The organism is Saccharothrix hoggarensis (assembly GCF_052936025.1).
This window is the reverse complement of record NZ_CP193624.1, coordinates 1,264,750-1,283,499: the sequence shown is the minus strand read 5'-3', so window position 1 is coordinate 1,283,499 and position 18,750 is coordinate 1,264,750. Positions and strand designations below refer to the sequence as shown.

The 18,750-nt window shown below is 73.8% G+C and carries 4 protein-coding genes; 1 reads left to right on the top strand and 3 read right to left on the bottom strand.

The window, feature by feature from the left end; translation table 11 throughout:
* Positions 1-37: 37 nt before the first annotated feature.
* From ACRAKH_RS06280 to ACRAKH_RS06270, 3 genes are all read right to left on the bottom strand, one after another.
* Positions 38-4,510, bottom strand: coding sequence for a beta-ketoacyl synthase N-terminal-like domain-containing protein (locus ACRAKH_RS06280; protein WP_380725062.1), 4,473 nt, complete (start codon positions 4,508-4,510; stop codon positions 38-40).
* Positions 4,511-4,534: 24 nt separating this feature from the next.
* Positions 4,535-15,505 (bottom strand): amino acid adenylation domain-containing protein, encoded by a 10,971-nt coding sequence (locus ACRAKH_RS06275; RefSeq protein WP_447009680.1) that lies wholly within the window; start codon positions 15,503-15,505, stop codon positions 4,535-4,537.
* Positions 15,506-15,655: 150 nt separating this feature from the next.
* Positions 15,656-16,111: a flavin reductase family protein gene (locus ACRAKH_RS06270; RefSeq protein WP_380724700.1), complete on the bottom strand. Its 456-nt coding sequence runs from the start codon at positions 16,109-16,111 to the stop codon at positions 15,656-15,658.
* A gap of 564 nt (positions 16,112-16,675) precedes the next feature.
* Here ACRAKH_RS06270 and ACRAKH_RS06265 point away from each other — a divergent pair.
* Entirely contained in the window at positions 16,676-18,748 is a 2,073-nt protein-coding gene (locus tag ACRAKH_RS06265) for an AMP-binding protein (protein ID WP_380724701.1), read from the top strand.
* Positions 18,749-18,750: the final 2 nt, after the last annotated feature.

Sequence of the window (18,750 nt, the reverse complement as noted above, 5' to 3'; positions counted from 1 at the left end):
ATCGGTCGCGCGGACGCGGCGGGTTCCACCGGGGACACTAGTCCGCGGCGTAGATCCGCACGCACGTTTCCTCCACGGCGGCAAGGGAATCGGGTTCGTGCATGAGGGTCATGTGGTTGGCCGCGTCCAGGTCCACCACGCGCAGCCCCGGCAGCTCGCGCTCCCAGTCCTGCCGGTAGTTGACGTGGTCCAGCGAGAACGTCTCGCCGACGACCTGGAAGTACGGCGTGAGCTCCCCGATGAAGAGCCCGCGGGCGTTGCGGAAGTACGTGGCGTCGACGGCGTCGGGGTCCGCCAGCGGCCGGATCTCGAACTCGCCGATCCGGTAGGCCAGCTGGATCGCGATGTTCCGCTCGATCAACGCGGCCACCTGCTCGCGCCCCAGCGACAGGCCCCGCTCGACGGCGAGGTCGGCGAGCAGGCGCACGAACGCCGCGTCGTCGTCGGGTGCCCCGGCGACGTCGTCCTGGTGGATCAGCCGGGGCCGGACCTCGTCGAGGCCCTTCACACCGGCGGGCCAGAGCAACGAGTTCACCACCTGGAGGGCCGCGCTCCGCGCCGTCGCGGACCCGCCGCCGTTCGACTTCGCCCAGCCGGTGACGTCCGGCGAGTCCACCATCACCAGCGAGCGCACCACCTCGCCCCGGGACTGGAGGAGGCGGGTCATCTCGTAGGAGACGATGCCGCCGAGGCAGAAGCCGCCGATGTCGTAGGGGCCTTCGGGCTGCACGGAGCGGATGATGTCGAGGTAGTGCTCCGCCATCGCCGGGATTCCCTCGACGGGCTCCTGCTCGGTCAGGAAGCCGCGGGCCTGGATGCCGTAGAACGGCCGGTCGACCCGCGCGGCGATCGTGCGGTAGGTCTCGACGCTCGCCAACGCGCCGTGCACCCAGAACACCGGCCGCCCCTCGGCCACGCCGTTCAGGTGCACCAGCTCCGGGAAGCCGGCGCCCGCCGCCGTGCCGTCGCCCGCCACCGCCGACAGCCGGGCGACCACGTCGTCCACGGTGTCGTGCACCTGCAACCAGTCCGGCTGGAAGGCGGGGAACGCGCCGCGGACGCGGCTCAGCACGCCGGTCAGGAGCAGGGAGTTGAGGCCGTAGTCGGCCAGCGGCCTCGTGCGGTCGATGACGTGCTCCTCCAGACCCAGCACGGAGGCCACGAGGCCGGTGACGAAGTCGTCCGGTCGCGTCGCGCCGACCTCGGCCCGCACGGGCGCGGTCGCCACGGTGTCGGGAGCCGGGGTCTGCGGGATGAAGCAGACCTCCCGCTGGAACGGGTAGCCCGGCAGCGGAACCCTCCGGCGCCGTGAGCCTTCGTGCAGGACTTCCCAGTCCACGGCGGCACCCGCGACCCACCGGTCCGCGAGGATCTTCAGGTTCCCCTCCGCCGCTTCCCGACCGTCGTCGTCGGACGGACCGGCGCGCCGCACGTCGTCGGCGAAGGCCACCCGGGACCGCGCCTCCGGGTCGCCGCCGAGCCACTTGTAGAGCACGTCGGCCGCTTCGTCACCGGTCGTCGCGACCAGCGCCAACCGGCACGCCATCGGCTCGCGACCCACTTGGAGCGTGTAGGCGATGTCGGCGAAGGACTCCGTGCCCCTCAGCCGGCCGACGAGCCGTCTCACCCGCTCGCGGAGACCGTCCTCGGTCTTGGCCGAGAGCACGAGGACCTGCGGTGACGGCACGTCCTCCGCGCGGGCCGGGGTGCGCGGGACGTACTGCTCCAGCACCGCGTGCGCGTTCACGCCGCCGATGCCGAAGCTGTTGATGCTCGCCCGGCGCGGGAGCACGCGGCCGTCGTCGTCGGTGCGGACGGGCCACGGCAGGTTCTCCGACGCCAGCCGCAGCCTGGTCCCGTCCAGCGAGAGGTCCGGGTGCGGGCGGCCGAAGCCGGGGATCGCCGGGATCACGCCGTGCCGCAGGGCCTGCACCACCTTCACCAGGGCCGCGAGGCCCGAGACCACCTCGGTGTGGCCGAAGACCGGCTTCAGGCTGCCCAGGTAGGTGACGGACCCGTCGTCGCCCGGCGTGTCCGCGTCGCCGCGCAGGCTCGCGCGCAGCGCCGCGATCTCCGCGCCGTCGGCCAGCAGCGAGCTCATGCCGTGCGCCTCGACGTAGGCGACGGAACCGGGGTCGACGCCGGCGTCGGCGTAGGCGCGGGTGATGGCCGACTTCATCCCGCGGATGTTCGGCGCCGTGAAGGACACGCCCTTGCCGCCGTGCGCGACGGCGGTGCCGCGCACCACGCCGTAGACGAAGTCGCCGTCCTCGACCGCCGCGCGGAGCGGCTTGACCAGCACGGCGCAGACGCCCTCGCCGCGCGCGGTGCCCTCGGCGCCCTCCTGGAACGGCCGCACGGCGCCGCTGGTGGTGAGCATCCCGCCGGCCCGCATCACCTCGAACCCGGCGGGCGACATCGTCAGGTTCACCCCGCCGACGAGGGCCTGCTCGCACTCGCCGTCCCGGATGGACCGGATGGCGCGGTGCAGGGCCACGAGCGACGACGAGCACCTCGTGTCGGACTGCTCGCTCGGGCCGTGCAGGTCGAACAGGTACGAGATGCGGTTGGGGATCATCACCGGCGACGGCAGGAGCATCTCGGGCGAGTCGGCGCGGTACTCGGTCGGCGTGGCGGCGATGAAGACGCCCGTCGGCCGCGCCCGCAGCTCCGCGGGCCGGTAGCCCGCGTCCTCGATGGCGTTCCACGCCGTCATCAGCATCAGGCGCAGCTCGGGCGGCAGCTGCCGCGCCTCGGTCATCGAGAGGCTGAAGAACAGCGGGTCGAACTCGTGGACGCCGTCGAGGAACCCGCCCCACATCCCGGTCGTGTCCACCGCGTCGCGGTAGGCGACCCAGTCCTCGCGCCCCAGCGGCGGGGTGGTGACGCGCCGCTCGCCCTGTTCGACGATCCGCCAGAACTCCTCGACGTCGTCGGCCCGGGGGAACCGCGCCGAGATCCCGACGATGGCGATCCCGTCCGGCTCGGCGTCGAGCGCGTCCCCGGGCTCCGCCACGTCGGCCGGGTCCTCCCGCTGCCGCACCTCGACGGGGTGGGAGGCGGCTTCGTCGGCGAGCGCGGCGCTGAGCGCGTCGGCGTGCTCGCCGACGATGAACTCACCCAGCTCGGCCACCGTGCCGTACTCGAACAGGAGCGTGACGTCCAGGTCGAGGCCCAGTTCCGCGCCGAGGGTGCGGGCCACCTGCACCGCGAAGATCGAGTCGATGCCGAAGTCCGAGAAGGGCTCGGTCCGGCCGATCCGGGCGCGGTCGATCCGCAGCGCCTCCGCCAGCACGTCGACCGCCACCGCCTCGACGTGGGCGAGCAGGCGGTCCGCGGGTCCGTCGCCCGCGGGGACCGCGGTGTCACGTCCCCGCGCGGCTCCCCTCGGCTCGGCCGCCCGCACCGGGACGGGCTGCCGCGCGGGTTCGCGCGACCGGTCGCCCCGCTGCCGCACGACACCGTTGCTGCCGGCGACGATGATCTGCTGCCCGAGGTCCGCGGCTTCCCACGCCGGCAGCGAGATCGGGCCGAAGCCCTCCTCCGCGAGCACCTGCCGCCAGCCGTCGACCGACAGGATGGGGCTGCCCGTGATGCGCGACTCGGCGTCGTCGTACCGCCACCACCCCTCCAGCAGCCCGAACGTGAACTGGTTGAGGAAGGTGTTCGCGGTCACCTCGTTGAGCAGCAGGACGCCGCCGCTCTTGAGCGCCACCTTGGCGTTGCGCAGCGTCGCGCGGATGTTCCGGGTGGCGTGCAGCACGTTGGCGGCGATGACCACGTCGTAGCCGCCGACGTCGATGCCCTGCTCGGCGGGCGAGCGCTCGATGTCCAGGATGCCGTAGGCCAGGAACGGGCGGCCCGGCCCGTACGACCGCTCGGCGTGGTCCAGGAAGGCCCGGGAGAGGTCGGTGTAGCGGTACTCCCGGACCGACGTCCCCGCCGCGTCGAGGGCCGCCAGCACGGCGGCGCTCGTCGCGCCGGTGCCCGCGCCGATCTCCAGGATCCTCGGTTGGAAACCGGGCTCGGCCTCGGCGCGACGCCGCAGGTGCGCCACCAGCTCCCCGGCCAGCACCCGGTTGAAGAACACCGACTCCGGGTTGGACTTGTAGACCGCCTCGACCAGCTCCACCGACCCGCCGGGGAACATGACGTCCGTGGCGCGCCGCTTGCCGGTGAGCACGTCGGGCAGCTCCCGGAGCGTCGTCTCCACCAGCACGTGGATCGCGGCCAGGTCGGGGTTGTCCCGCCAGCCCGGCCGCTGCGCCTCCCACTCCCGCCACAGCTCGTCGAACGACCGGTCCGGCGCGGTCCGGCGGACCAGGACGCGGTCACCCCGCCGTTCGAGGTAGCCCTCGACCTCCAGCACGCGGACGGCCTCGGCGAACCACAGGTCGTACACCGGCAGCAGGCCCGCCGCCTCCCGCGCCGCGCCGACGGGCTGCTCGGACCGGAACGCGCCGAGGGACCGCAGGTGCGACCACAGGAAGTCGAGCAGCAGCCTTTTCATGATCGATCCTCCGAAGTCGCGCGATCAGATCGCGAGCGCCGTCAGTTCCTTGACCCGTTCACGCAGCCGCTCGAGGTCGTCAAACGCGTTCCGTGGCTCTTTTTGTCCACTGTGGACGGTCGCGGTCGATGACGCGGCGTCCTGCGGGAGCAGCAGCGCCTCGTCGTCGCCCACGGTCATGCCCCGGGTGTTCACCGCGGGGCTGAACTTCATCAGGGTCAGCTGCGCGACCGGCGCCGCGCACAGCAGCTCGATCGCCGCCACCAGCTCGTCCGGCCGGATGAGCGGGATGGCGTTGCCCATCAGCGTCGCGCGGTCGTCGCCGTCCGCCGCGTTGTTGAAGCAGTAACCCAGGTTGACCACCTTGCCGGCGGCCCCGTACCGGCGTTCCACCGTGCGCGCGAAGGAGTCCATGAACGTGCAGCCCGCCGCGTAGTTGGCCTGCTTGATCGCCTTCAGGTAGGAGTTGATGGACGACAGGAAGAGCGCCACCTCCAGCGAGTCGCCGCCGAAGGCGTCCACCAGCCGCACGCTCGCGTCGACCTTGCTCCGGAGCACGTCGTGGAACTCCGCCTCGGTCATGGCGGACAGGCTCGCGCTCGCGACCACCAGCCCGGAGTGGATCACGCCGTGCACGCGGCCGAAGCGCCGCTCGACCTCGTCGCGCGCCTGCCGCAACGACTCGGCGCTGGTGGCGTCGGCCCGCAGGTAGAGCGGCTCCGGCCCGCCGGAGGCCGTCGCGGCGGCGATGGCGGCGTCGATGCGCGCGTCCCGCGGGCTGCGCCCGAGCCACACCACCCGCGCGCGGTACCGGCGGATCAGGTGCTCGCTGATCGCCGTGCCGAGGCCGCCCGCACCGCCGACGATGACGTAGACCCCGCCCTCCCGGAACCGGGACGACGTCGGCGGCTCCGCCCGGAAGGGCACGAGCTGCTGGCGGAACCACGTGCCGCCGCGGTGCAGGCGCGGGTTGCCGTCCGGGTCGGCGGGCAGGGCCGGCACGGCGGACAGCGACGCGGCGTCGTACGCGCCCAGGTCGACCACCCGCACGGCCCAGTTGGGGTACTCCTTCGCGATCGAGCCCGCCAGGCCCGCGACGCCCGCGTGCGACGGGTCGACGTGCTCCGACTCGTGCGCCGCGTGCGCGCGGTTCGTGATCAGGGTCAACCCGAGCGCGCGGTTGCCGTAGCCGGCCGCGAGGAGGCTCTTGACCAGGCGAAACACCTGCAGCGCGCCCGCGGCCTGGTCGTCGGCGATCCGCTCGGCGGACGGCGCCTCCCCGTGCTCGGGCGCGACCCAGACCAGGTGGTCGAGCACGGGGGCGGACCGGACGGCGTGGTCGACGTCGCGCGCCGAGCCGTGCGGCGGAACCTCGAGCACGTGCGCCGACGGGTACATCGCGGTGAGGACGTCCCGTGCCGCCGGCGTCGTCGCGACGATCCCGACCGCGTCGGAGGTCCGCGGCCACGCCTCGGCCGTCGCCTCCCGCGCCGGGTCCCACGTCGGGAGCAGCGTCACCGCGGGCGGCTCGTCGCCCGGCTCGGGGGTGGTGGCCGGCCGCGCCGACGGCTCGGTGCGGCGGCCCGTGATCCCGCGGAGGGTGAGGCACACCCGGCCGCGTTCGTCGAGCAGGTCGATGTCGACCTTGCCGTCCACGTCGCGGACCCACGCCCACATCGTCGGGGCGAAGTCCGCGAGCACCTCCACCTCCTTGATGGCGAAGACCAGTCCGATGCCGCCGTCCCCGTCGCCGAGGGCCGCGAGCAGCCGCATGCACTGCATCGCCGAGTCCACCAGCGTCGGGTGCGGCGCGAAGCCGGCCGCGGTGTCCGCCACGACGTCCGGCAGCCGCAGCTCGGCGAGCACCGCGCCGTCGGACTCGTGCACCGCGACGACACCGCGCATCGCCGGGCCGAAGTCGATGCCGCCCTCGCGGTACTCGGCGTAGAAGCGCTCGGGGTCCACCGGCACGCGCCGGGAGTCCCGCAGCATCGCGGGCAGGTCGAACGCCCGGCGCTCGGGCCGTGCCGCGGTCGAGAACCGGCCCTGGCAGTGGACCACCGACTCTCCCCCGGCGGGCGAACCCGTCGTGCGCACCTCGAAGCGGGTCGCGCCGCCTTCGTCGCGGAGGTCGACCCGCAGCTCGCGCGGCCCTCCCGTCACGTCGAGCGGACGCAGGAACGCGACGTCGTGCAGGCGCACGGCGTCCTGCCGCGCGACGCCGCCGTCCCGTCGGATCGCCTCGTGCGCCCAGTGCAGGTAGACCGCGCCCGGCGCGATGGCCGTGCCGCCCACCAGGTGGTCGCGCAGGTAGAACTCGTCGCCGGTGAGCACCGTGCGGTCCGGGGCGGTTCCGCGGCTCGGCGCCGGCTTGCCGGGCAGGGTGTAACGGGTGCGCTCGAACGGATAGGTGGGCAACGACGTGCGTCGACGTCGCCCGTCGCGGAACAGCTCCTCGAAGTCGGGCGTCCCGCCGCTCAGGTACTCCGCGGCGAGGACGTGCGCCCGGCTGTCACCGGTCGGGGTCGTGTCGTCGCCGCCGAGCCAGGCGTCGAGGGCTCGCTCCACCGCGGCGAGGTCGTCGACCACGCGGGCCCACCGGTGCTGGAAGTGCCTGCGCCCCAGCAGGAGCGTGCAGCTCACGTCGGCGAGGTCGAGGTCGGGGTGCTCCCGGCAGTGGCGCGCCAGACGGGCCGCCTGCTCGCGCAGGGCCTCCGGGGTTCGCGCCGACAGGGCGACCAGCCGGGCGCCGGGCGGGGTGGACGGGCGGGGCGCGGGCGGCGGCTCCTCGATGACCACGTGGACGTTCGTCCCGCTCGCGCCGAGCGACGTCACCGCCGCACGGCGCCGGTCACCGCGCGGCGCCACCCACTCCCGGGCGTCCGTGTGCACGTAGAACGGGCTGCCGTCGAGCGAGATGTTGGCGTTGGCCTCGCGGTAGTGCAGGAGGCCGGGCATCGTCCCGTGCTTCATGGCCAGCAGGGTCTTGATGATCCCGATCACGCCCGCCGCGGCCTGCGAGTGGCCGATGTTGGCCTTGCTCGACCCGAGCGAGCAGAAGTGCTCCTTCGCCGTGTGCGCGCGGAACGCGCGGACCAGCGCGTTGAACTCGACGGGGTCGCCGAGCTTCGTGCCGGTGCCGTGCGCCTCGACCATCTGGATGCCCTCGGGGTCGATCCCGAAGTCCCGGTAGACCCGGCGGAACAGCTCCTCCTGTGAATTGCCGTTCGGCGCGGTGATGCCGTTGGACGTGCCGTCCTGGTTGATCCCGATGCCGCGGATCACGCCGTGGACGCGGTCACCGTCCGCCTGCGCCTGCGAGAGGCGCTTCAGGACCAGCACGCCGACCCCCTCGGCCGGGACGAACCCGTCGGCGGCCTGGTCGAACGTGTGGCACCTCCCCGTCGGGGAGAGCATCCCGGCGCGGGAACCGGCGAGGTACAGCCGGGGCGAGGACTGGACGAAGACGCCGCCGGCGAGCATCACGTCGGCGTCGCCCGCCCACAGCGCCTGGCACGCCAGGTAGGTCGCCGTGAGCGAGCTGGAGCACGAGGTGTCCACCGTCGTGGTGGGGCCGTGCAGGTCCAGGTGGTACGACATCCGGGACGGCACGAGGGAACTCATGTTCCCCCAGAACGCCTGTGCCGGGTAGTCGTCCGGGGTGGCGAGGTCGAAGTAGTCGCCGACCCAGCAGCCGACGTAGATGCCGCAGCGGTCGCGGTCGAGCGAACCGCCCGCGTGACCCGCGTCCTCCAGCGCGGTCCACGCCTCCTGGAGGAACAACCGCTGCTGCGGCTCCATGTAGGCGGCCTCGGTGCCGGAGATGCCGAAGAACAGCGGGTCGAACTCGTCGACGCCGTCCATGAACCCGCCGTCCACGCACCGGCTGCCCAGGGAGGACAGGTCCCAGCGGGTCGCTCGGGTCACGGGGTCGCGGCCTTCGACCAGCTGCTCCCAGAACTCGTCGACGTCGCGCGCGCCCGGGAACCTGCCGCTCATGCCGATGATGGCGATGGGTTCGCGACCGCCGGCCGGACCGGCGCCGGGGCGCGCCTCGACGGCGTGGACGGCCGTGGTGGCGACCGCGGGGGTGGTGCGAACTGCCTCGGTGGTGCCGGGGGCTTCGGCGCGGGGTGCTTCGGCGGTGCGTTCGACGGTGTGGGCCGCTTCGACGGTGTGGGCGGCTTCCGCGACGCTGGGTGCCTCGGTGGTGCTGGGCGCTTCGGTCGTGCCGGGTGCTTCGGCGGGCTCGGGTGCTCGTGGCGGCTCGGCGGGGGCGTGACCGGTGGGCGCGAGGGCCGCCCGGTGGGCGGTGATCGGGTCTCGGTGTTCCTTCAACAGGAACGCCGTGAACCGCCGGATCGTGGGGTGGTCGAACAGGGCGCTGGCGTCGAGGTCGGTGCCCAGCTCGCCGTTCAGCTCCCGCACCACGGACACGCCGGTGAGCGAGTCCAGCCCGTAGTCGGCGAACGGCCGGTCGACGCCGAGTTCGTCCCGCCCGAGCTTCAAGGCGGCCATCAGGCACCGCACCAGGGCGTCCTCGACGTGCGCTTCCAGCGCGGGCCCCGTCTCCACCGGAACGGCGAGCGGCGCGGGCAGGCCGTAGCGGGCCGACACGACCTGCAACCCCAGCGGGTGTGCCTGTTCGGCCGGGAAGCTCACCTCGCCGAACCCGTTGGCCCGCAGCACTTCCCGCCACGAGTCCGACGACAGCGCGGGGCCGCCGGCCAGGCGACGCCCGTCCGCGTGGCGGAACCACCCGTCGAGCAGGCCGAACGCCAGGTGCGACCACAGCTCGTTGTCGGACAGCTCGTTGAGCAGGAGGACACCGCCGGGCCGGAGGAGCGCCTTGGCGTGCTCGACGGTCGCCACGATGTCCTCGGTGGCGTGCAGGACGTTGTTGGCGACGACGACGTCGTACCGCCCCGTCTCCAGACCCTGCTCCCCCGGAGCCCGCTCCACGTCGAAGACGCGGTACGTCAGGTACGGCACCCGGGCCGAGAACCGCTTCTCCGCCTCGATCAGGAACGCCTTGGAGATGTCGGTGTAGCAGTACTCGGCGATGTCGCGCTCGAAGCCCGCCAGCCGCTCGAACACCCACTTGCTCGCGCTGCCGGTGCCCGCGCCGATCTCCAGCAGCCGGAGGCCGGCCCCCGCCGCACGAGCGCGTTCCCGCACCTCGGCCCGCACGCTGTCGGCCACCACGCGGTTGAAGTACTCGGCGGTGGCGTTGCCGTTGTAGACCGATTCGACGATCTCGAACGACCCGCCGGGGAACAGGACGTCCGTGGCCGTCGACTCGCCCTTCAGGATCGCGGGCACGGCCTCGGCCACGCGTTCGGCGATGGACGCCTTGGCCATCAGTTCCGGGTCGCCCGCGTGCGCGTCCTTCCAGTCACGCCACGCGTCCCACGCGGCCGCGACGTCCGGCGCGCCGTCCCGCGTCCGCAGGAGGCCGCCGTCTCGGACCAGCTCACCGCCCGCCACCAGCACGGCGACGCTGTGGTCCAGCCACTTCTCGAAACCGGGCCTGATCGCGGCGCCCGCCGCGACCCGCTCGGCGGGCACGGGCTCGCGGAACAGCCCGGCCGACGTGAGCTGGGCGAGCAGCAGTCGGCGCAGGAACCGGTCCATCTCCGCCGTGACGTCCCGGCGCCGCGCCAGGAACCGCTCGACCCCGTCCGGTCCGGCCGCCGCGGCGAGCAGCGCCCGGGCGTCGGCCGGCCCGCCGTCACGCACCGCGGTCGGCCCGCTGTCACGCACCGCCGCCGGCGGGGTCGTGGGCACGGTCGCGGGCCGCGTCCGGTCGGGCGTGGCCGGCCAGAACGGCTTGGTGTCGAACGGGAAGGTCGGCAGGCTCACGCGCGCCGGCGGCGTCGGGCCGTGGCACAGCGCCCAGTCGACGTCGATCCCGCTGACCCACAGGGGCGCGACCTCGTCCCACCCGCCCTGCCGCAGCCACTCCCCCGTCAGCTCCCGGAGCCGGTCGTTGCGGGCGAACAGCGACACCAGCTGGTCGTCCTGCCGCCGCACCTCGCCGTCGATCGCGCCCTCGGGCACACCGCCCCCGGCGTAGTCCTCCAGCCGCACGGCCAGCGCGTCGAGGTCGTCGGCGACGAACGCGACGCGGGCGGCCATCGCCCGCCGGCCGGTCTGCAGCGTGTACGCCAGCGACGCCAGGTCACCGCCCTCGGCGCGGTACTCCGGCAGGAACTCCACGAGGTCGCGCGCCCGCGCCCGCAACCGCTCGCGGTCCGGCGCGGACAGGACCACCAGGTGCGTCCGCCCGTCGGACGGCGGCGCGGTGCGCGGACCCACCTGTTCGAGCACCGCGTGCACGTTGGTGCCGCCGACCCCGAACGAGCTCAACCCCGCCCGCACGGGCTCCGCCCCGTCCAGCGGGATGTTCCGGTCGGCCACGAAGAACGGCGAGTTCTCCCAGTCGATCCCGGTGTTCGGCACGTCGCAGTGGAGCGTCCGCGGGATCTCGCCGTGGTGCAGGCCCAGGGCCAGCTTGATCAGGCCGGCGATCCCGGCGGCCGCGTCGAGGTGGCCGATGTTGCTCTTGACCGACCCGATGGCGCAGAACCGGTCGCGGTCCGTGTAGTGCCGGTACGCCTCGGTCAGCGCCGCGACCTCGATGGGGTCGCCCAGCTTCGTGCCGGTGCCGTGCGCCTCGACGTAGCGGATCGACTCGGGGTTCACCCCGGCCCGGTCCAGCGCGCCGCGGATCACGTCCACCTGGCCGCGCACGCTCGGCGCGTAGAACCCGGCCTTGTCGCCGCCGTCGTTGTTGACCGCCACCCCGCGGATCAGGCAGTAGACGTGGTCGCCGTCGGCGAACGCGTCACGGGCGCGCTTCAGCACGACCACGCCGACGCCCTCACCGCCGACCATGCCGTCGGCCGCGTCGTCGAACGGGCGGCAGCGGCCGTCGCTGGAGAAGTTCAGGCCGGGCTGGTGCACGTAGCCCAGCTCCATCGTGGACACCAGGCTGGCCGCGCCGACCAGCGCCTGGTCGACCTCGCCGGAGAGGAGCCCCTGGCACGCGAGGTGCACGCCGCTCAACGCCGACGAGCAGTTGGTGCTCACCGCCATGCTCGGGCCGCGCAGCCCCAGCTTGCTGGAGATCATCGTGGGCACGGTGCCGCCCTGCGCGAACAGCCAGGCCGCGTACCCCTCGGTGTCGGCCAGCACCCGCGTGCCCGCCGCGTTCGCCATCAGGCTCGGCAGGAAGGCCTGGTAGAAGTTGTTGCTCGTCGCGGTGTGGACGCTGGTGCGCGGCACGTCCTCCGGGCGGTAGCCCGCGTCCTCCAACGCCTTCCACGCGTGCAGCAGCAGGAGCCGGCCCTGGGGGTCCATGAGTTCGGCGTCGCGCGGCGAGATCCCGAAGAAGGCGGGCTCGAACTCCGCCTTGTCCTCGACCACGGACCGCTGCGGCACGTACCCGGGCCGGGCGATCAGCTCGTCGGGCACCCCGAGCGCCCGCAGTTCGTCGGGCGTCCAGAAGGTGCTGCCGCTGCGGCCCTCCTTCAGGTTGCGCCAGAACTCGCGGTGGTCCTTGGAGCCGGGGAACCGGCAGGACATGCCGATCACCGCGATCGCGTCGTCGAGTCCGGGATCACGGTCACGGTCGTGGTCCCGGCCGAGGTCGCGGTCGGTGTGCCGGTCGCGACGCCGGGACGTGGCCGGCGCGTCCACGCGTGCGGTGGGCGCGGGCTCCGGCGCTTCCGACGGCAGCAGCCCTTCGAGGTGCCGGGACATGGCCGCGATGGACGGGTGCGCGAACAGGGTCGTCGGCCGCAGCGCGCACCCGAACGCCCGGTTGAGGTGCTCGACCACGTCGATGGCCAGGAACGAGTCGCCGCCCGCCTCGAAGAACCCCTCGTCGCGGTCGACGTCGTCGCGGCCGAGCGCCTCGCTCACGATCCGGCGCACGGTCCGCTCGACGTGCGGGGAGCGGACGGCGTCGGCGGACCGCCGCGTCGCTACCGGCTCCCGCCCGCCGGGGTCGCCGAGCCTCGCCCGGTCCACCTTGCCGTTCGCGGTGAGCGGGAAGGCGTCCAGCGCCACGAACGCGCTCGGCACCATGTAGGCGGGGAGGGTCTTGGCCAGGTGGGCGCGCAACGCCTTGGGGTCGATGGCGTCACGCCGGTCGCCGCGCAGCGTGTAGTACGCCGCGAGCCGTTCGGACCGGCCCTCGCGGTCCACGACCACGACGCTCCGGTCGACGTCCGGGTACCCGTCCAGCGCGGCCTCGACCTCGCCGAGCTCGATGCGGTAGCCGCGCAGCTTGACCTGGTTGTCCATGCGCCCCAGCAGGGCCACCTCGCCGGTGGGCAGCCACCGCGCGACGTCGCCGGTCCGGTAGAGGTGTCCGCCGGGCGTGAACGGGTCGTCGACGAACCGCTCGGCCGTCAGCTCCGGCTTGCCGTGGTAGCCGAGGGCGACACCGCGGCCCGCGATGCACAGCTCCCCGGCCACGCCGACGGGCACCGGCCGCAGGTCCCGGTCCACGACGTACAGCCGGGTGTTCGCGATCGGCGTCCCGATCGTCACGGGCTCGTCGCGGTTCAACCGCTTCGCGGTCGACCAGATCGTGGTCTCGGTCGGCCCGTACAGGTTCCACGCCTCGCCGCGGGCGACGAGCTGGTCCTTGAGGCTCTCCGGCAACGCCTCGCCGCCGCAGAGCACCTTGGTCCCGGAGGTGTTCCGCCACCCCACGCGCAGCAGCATCGCCCAGGTGGTGGGGGTGGCCTGCATGACGGTGGGCCGCCACCGGTCCACCTCGGCGGCGAGCGCCGTGGCGTCCTTGACCGTCGTCGGGTCGCAGATCCGGCAGTGCCCGCCGGTGATCAGCGGCAGGTACAGCTCCAGGGCGGCGATGTCGAAGCTGTACGTGGTGACGGCCAGGAGGCGGTCGTCCGGGGTCACGTCCAGCGTGCGCGTCATGGCCAGCAGGAAGTTGGTCAGCGCCCGGTGCGGCACCACGACGCCCTTGGGCTGCCCGGTGCTGCCCGAGGTGTAGATGACGTACGCGACGGCGGGTGTCGTCGGCCCCGGGCGCGCGGCCCGCGGCGCCGGTTCGGCGTCGTCCGGGCGGTCCACCACGTGCAGCCGTGCTCCATGAGTGTCCACTGTGGACAGGAGTTCCGCCACCGCCTCGTGGCAGACGACGAGGTCGGCGCCGCTGTCCCCGATCATGTAGGAGAGGCGCTCGGCGGGGAAGTCGGGGTCGAGCGGCACGTAGGCCGCGCCCAGCTTCACGACCGCGAGCAGCCCCACCACCAGGTCGAGCGACCGCTCGAAGCACACGCCCACGTTGTCCCCGGCCGCGACGCCCCGGCGGGCCAGCGCGTCGGCCAGCGCCGCGGCGCGGTCCGCGAGCTCGCGGTAGGTCAGGGTCCGCTCGCCGCAGGTCACCGCGGGCCGGTCCGGGTCCGCGTCGGCCCGCTCGGCGAACAGGTCCCAGACCGTCCGGTCCTCGGGGACGTCGACGTCCGTGCGGTTCCACTCGTCCAGGACGAGCCGCCGCTCGGCCGGCCCCACCAGGTCCAGCCCGCCGAGCGTCGCCCGGCCGGCGGCCGTGACGGCCTCGACCAGGGTGGCGAAGTGGTCGGCCATCCGCGCGACGGTGTCGGCGGAGAACGCGGTGGGGTGGTACTTCCAGACGAGCTCGAGCCCGTCGCCGGGGACCACGTCCAGCGTCAGGTCGTACTCCCCGACCTGGTGCAGGCCCTCCACCACCCGGAACGGCCACGTCCCGCGCAGCTCGCGCGCCAGCCCGCGCAGGTGCCCGTTGAGCGAGAAGTTCTGGTAGTTGTACGCGACCTGGAACACCGGCGCGCGCAGGTCGTCGCGGTCACCGAGGTCGCGCACGATGTGCGGGAACGGGTAGGCCTGGTGGTCGATCGCCTCGAACACCGTCGACTGGACCCGCAGGGCGAACTCCGCGAACCCGTCGGACGCCACCGGCCTGCTGCGGATGGGCAGGGTGTTGATGAAGTACCCGACCGACGACTCGAAGCGCTCCGACGGGCGGCCGGACACCGGCATCCCGACGACGACGTCCTCCTGCCCGGTGTACCGGTGGAGCAGCGTCTTGAAGACGGCCAGCAGGAACACCGCGGGGATGAGCCCGTTCGCCGTGGCGAAGGACGTGACGGCGGCGGCCTGCGCCTCGGACAGCCGGCGGACGCACACCTCGCCCTCGTGCGGCGCGTCCGGCCCCAGCGTCACCTCGGTGGGCAGGCCGGTGAGCGGGACCCGGCCCGCGAGCTCCCGCTTCCAGTACTGCCGGTCGCGCTCGGCGCGCGCGTCGCCGAGGAAGTCCCGCTCCCACGCGACGAACTCGTCGTACGGGGCGGCGTCCGGCGGCGGTGGCGCCTCGCCGCCGGTCACCCGGGCCTGGTACGCGCGGAGCAGCGTGTCCAGCACGACCCGCAGTGACGGGCCGTCCAGGATGAGGTGGTGGACGACCACGAGGACGTACACCTCGGCCTCGGCGCGGGTCAGCACGGAGATCCGGACCAGGGGCTCGTCCGCCAGGTCGAACGGCCGCCGCGCCCTCTCCTTCAGGTGCTCGACCAGGTCGTCGGGCGAGACGTGCGCGATGTCCGCGTGCTCCACCCGGAAACCGTCGACGCCGAACGGCACCAGGCGCGGGCCGTCGACCCCGTCGCGAACGCGGGACGAGAGGATCGGGTAGCGCTCGACGGTGTCGTGGAGCGCCTGTTCGAGGGCGGCCCGGTCGACGTCCTCGCACGCCAGGCACACCGGGACGTTGTACGAGTAGGTGTCCGGCTCCATCTTGTGCAGCGCCCACAGGCCGCGCTGGCCCTCGGACAGGGGGTGCCCGGCGTGCTGCCGCAGCGCCGCGAGCGCGTCCGCCGTCGAGAGCAGGCCCTCGTCGTACCCGCGCACGATGTCGGGGAGGGTCATGCCGACGCCGCCGCGACCGTTGGTCCGCTCGCGTCCGCTGGGCGTCGAAGGCATGGGTGCCCCTTCCGGGAGAGATCGTGCCGCGCCGGCTGCCGCACCCGACGATGCTGGCAGGTTCGGGGGCCGGCGCCCCCGTCTCGGTGGCGTGCCCTTCGGGGGTGCCCGTTCGGTCACCCGGTCCGTCCCCGACGGCTCCGGGCGGGGTCAGTCCGCCGCGGGCCAGGCGGCGTACCGCCGCAGTCCGTACAGCAGGGGCGGCTCCTGCCGGTGCGCCATCGTGACGACCTCGCCCAGCACGATCACGTGGTCGCTGGCGGCCACGGTGCCGGTGACCGCGCACTCCACGACGGCGTGGGCGTGGGCCACGAGGTGGGGCAGCCCCAGGCGTGCGGTCGGCTCCCACGGCAGCGCGGAGAACCGCTCGGAACCGCCCGAGGAGAACACCTCGGCGGCCCGGCGACCCCCGCTGTGGAGCAGGTTGACCGCGAACCGACCCCGGTCCCGGATGACGGCGAGGGTGCCGCTGCGGTCGGAGACGCAGATCAGCAGCGTGGGCGGCGCGAGGCCGACGCTGCACAGCGAGGTGCAGGTGAAACCGTGGGGCCGACCGTCCCGGTCGGTCGCCGTGACCACCGCGAGCCCGCTCGGGAACGTGCTCATCAGGTCCCGGAACGCTTCAGGGGCCGGGGACGTCGGGGCCGCCTTGCCGGGGGTCTGGGACGCTGTGGCCGGGGACGCCGCGGTCGGGGTCGTCGGGCTGTCGAGGGCGCCGGCTGGCACGGGTTCTGGCATCAGGTCGATCCCTTCCGGTCGGAGGACCACTCGCCCTGACGGTCTGCCGATCACCGACGATAGAGAACCGCGCGGGTGGCGTTGAGTGCCTGTTCGGCTCCCCCCTGGGGCGCGTGGTGGTGACCGACCGGGCAGGCGGTCACGGTCCACCACCGGCTTCGCGACGGCGTTCCGCGACCGGCGACACGGGCCGCGGGCGGCCGTTACGCTCGTCCGGGCCGTGCGCCCGGCGTGGCCCGGCGTGGCCCGTCGTCGTGAGCGTCGTCGCGGAGGTCGCGGGCAGCCCGGGTCGACCTGTCCGATCGGCTACCCCCGCCGTAGCCGGTCGGCGGCTCCTTCCGAGGTTGCCCGGGCCTCCCCGCACCGGTGATCCTCGGCGCTTGGATCCTCGGTGTGCCACGCGGCACAGGAGCAACGAACAGGAGCCTTGGCATGACGGATCTCGCCGCTCACACCCCGGACGCCGCGGTCGACTCGCTGTTCGAGGTGTTGCGGGGCAATGCCGAGCGCGCTCCGGGTTCCACGGCGCTCCGGTTCCTGCCTCCCGGCCACGCGCCGGGCGAGCGCGGCGAGGTCCTCAGCCGGGGCGAGCTCGACCTGCGGGCACGTGCCGTCGCGGCGGCGTTGCAACGCGAGGGCGCCGCCAGCGCGCGGGTGCTGATGCTGCTGCCGTCCGGCCCGGAGTTCCTGATCGGCTTCGTCGGGTGCCTGTACGCGGGCGCGGTGGCCGTGCCCTGCTCGCCCGACTTCGCCAAGACCGCGCAGGGCGCGACCGACCGGTTCGTCACCGTGGCGGAGGACGCCGAGGCGACCGCGGTGCTCACCGTCGCCGAGCTCGCGCCGACGTTGCGCGACCGGTGGGGGCCGGACCGCACGCCGCCCCGGACGTGGATCGACGTCGACGCGCTGGGCGAGGACGACGCGCGGCCCTGGACGCCGCCCCGGACGTCCGCCGACGACATGGCGCTGCTGCAGTACACCTCGGGGTCGACCGGCCGGCCGAAGGGCGTCGCGGTGACGGTCGGCAACCTCGCCGCCCAGCTGGCCAACTTCCGCGCGATCAGCGAACTCCCGGCGGGCGGCAACGTCGTCTGCTGGATGTCGCCCCTCCACGCGCTCGGGCTCGGGCAGGTCCTGCTCGCGCAGGTGGTGGGCGGCGAAGCCGTGCTGATGACGCCGGAGGACTTCGTCGCCGACCCGTTCCGGTGGCTCGCGGCGATCTCCGCGACCCCGGGACCGGTGCTCAGCGCGGCCCCGAACTTCGCCTACGAGCGGTGCGCCGTCTCGATCGACGAGGAGCGGCGGGCCGGGCTCGACCTGTCCGGCTGGGAGGTCGCGCTCATCGGGGGCGAGCGGGTGCAGGAGCCGACGCTGGAGCGGTTCGTCGCCGCGTTCGGCCCGGTCGGTTTCCGGCGTTCCTCCCTGTTCCCGGCGTACGGCCTCACCGAGACCATGCAGATCGTGGTGGGCAAGCGGCGGCCCGACCCGCTCGGCGTCGTCGTCGACGCCGCCGAGCTGGAGCTGGGTCGTGCCCGGCCGGTGTCGTCGGGCGACGGCACGCGCACGCGTGAGCTCGTGGGGTGCGGCGGCGCCGGGCCGTTCGGCCGGGTGCTCGTCGTGGACGCCGAGTCCCGCGTCGAGTGCGCCCCGGGCCAGGTGGGCGAGGTCTGGGTGAGCGGCCCCGTGGTCTGCCGCGGGTACTGGAACCGGCCCGCCGAGACCGCCGAGACGTTCACCGGTGTGCTGGCGAACGGCGACGGCCCGTTCGTCCGGACCGGGGACCTCGCGTTCTTCCACGACGGCGACCTGGTGCTGTGCGGCCGGCTCAAGGAACTGATCATCATCCGGGGCCGCAACCTCCACCCGCAGGACATCGAGGGGGCCGTCCAGCAGGTCGAGCCCGCGCTGTCGAGCCTGCCGGTCGCGGCGTTCTCGGTGGACTCCGACGAAGGTGAGCGACTGGTCGTCGTGCAGGCGGTGGAGCCGGGCGGCGCACTCGGCGACCCGGCCGCGCTCGCCGACCGGATCCGCCTGGGCGTGGCGAGCGCGCACCAGGTCGAGGTGCACGAGGTCGTCCTGGTAGAGCCGTCGGCCGTGCCGCGCACGCAGAGCGGGAAGATCCAACGGCGCAACTGCCGGGACGCCTACCTCGACGGCAGCCTCACCGCCCTGGCGAGGAGCAAGGACGCCCCACCGTCCGACACCGCCGGTTCCCCGTCGGCCGTGAGCGGTCTCCTGCTGGCGCTACCCCCGGAAATCCGCGCGACCGCGATCAGCGCGGAACTGCGCGGGCGGATCGCGGGCGTGCTCGGCGTGAGCCCGGACGCGCTGGCCGAGGACAAGTCGCTGATCGCGTCGGGCATGGACTCGATGCGCATGATCAAGCTGCGTCAGGACATCGAGCGGGAGTACGGCGTCACCGTCCCGATGTCGGAGTTCCCGGGGGCCACGGTGCACGACCTGAGCGTGGCGATCGCACGCGGCGTCGGCGGGCAGACGGACTGACG

Coding starts and splice junctions, on each gene's coding strand:
- ACRAKH_RS06275 (WP_447009680.1), bottom strand. CDS start 15,505: ATGCCTTCGACGCCCAGCGGACGCGAGCGGACCAACGGTCGCGGCGGC.
- ACRAKH_RS06265 (WP_380724701.1), top strand. CDS start 16,676: ATGACGGATCTCGCCGCTCACACCCCGGACGCCGCGGTCGACTCGCTG.
- ACRAKH_RS06280 (WP_380725062.1), bottom strand. CDS start 4,510: ATGAAAAGGCTGCTGCTCGACTTCCTGTGGTCGCACCTGCGGTCCCTC.
- ACRAKH_RS06270 (WP_380724700.1), bottom strand. CDS start 16,111: ATGAGCACGTTCCCGAGCGGGCTCGCGGTGGTCACGGCGACCGACCGG.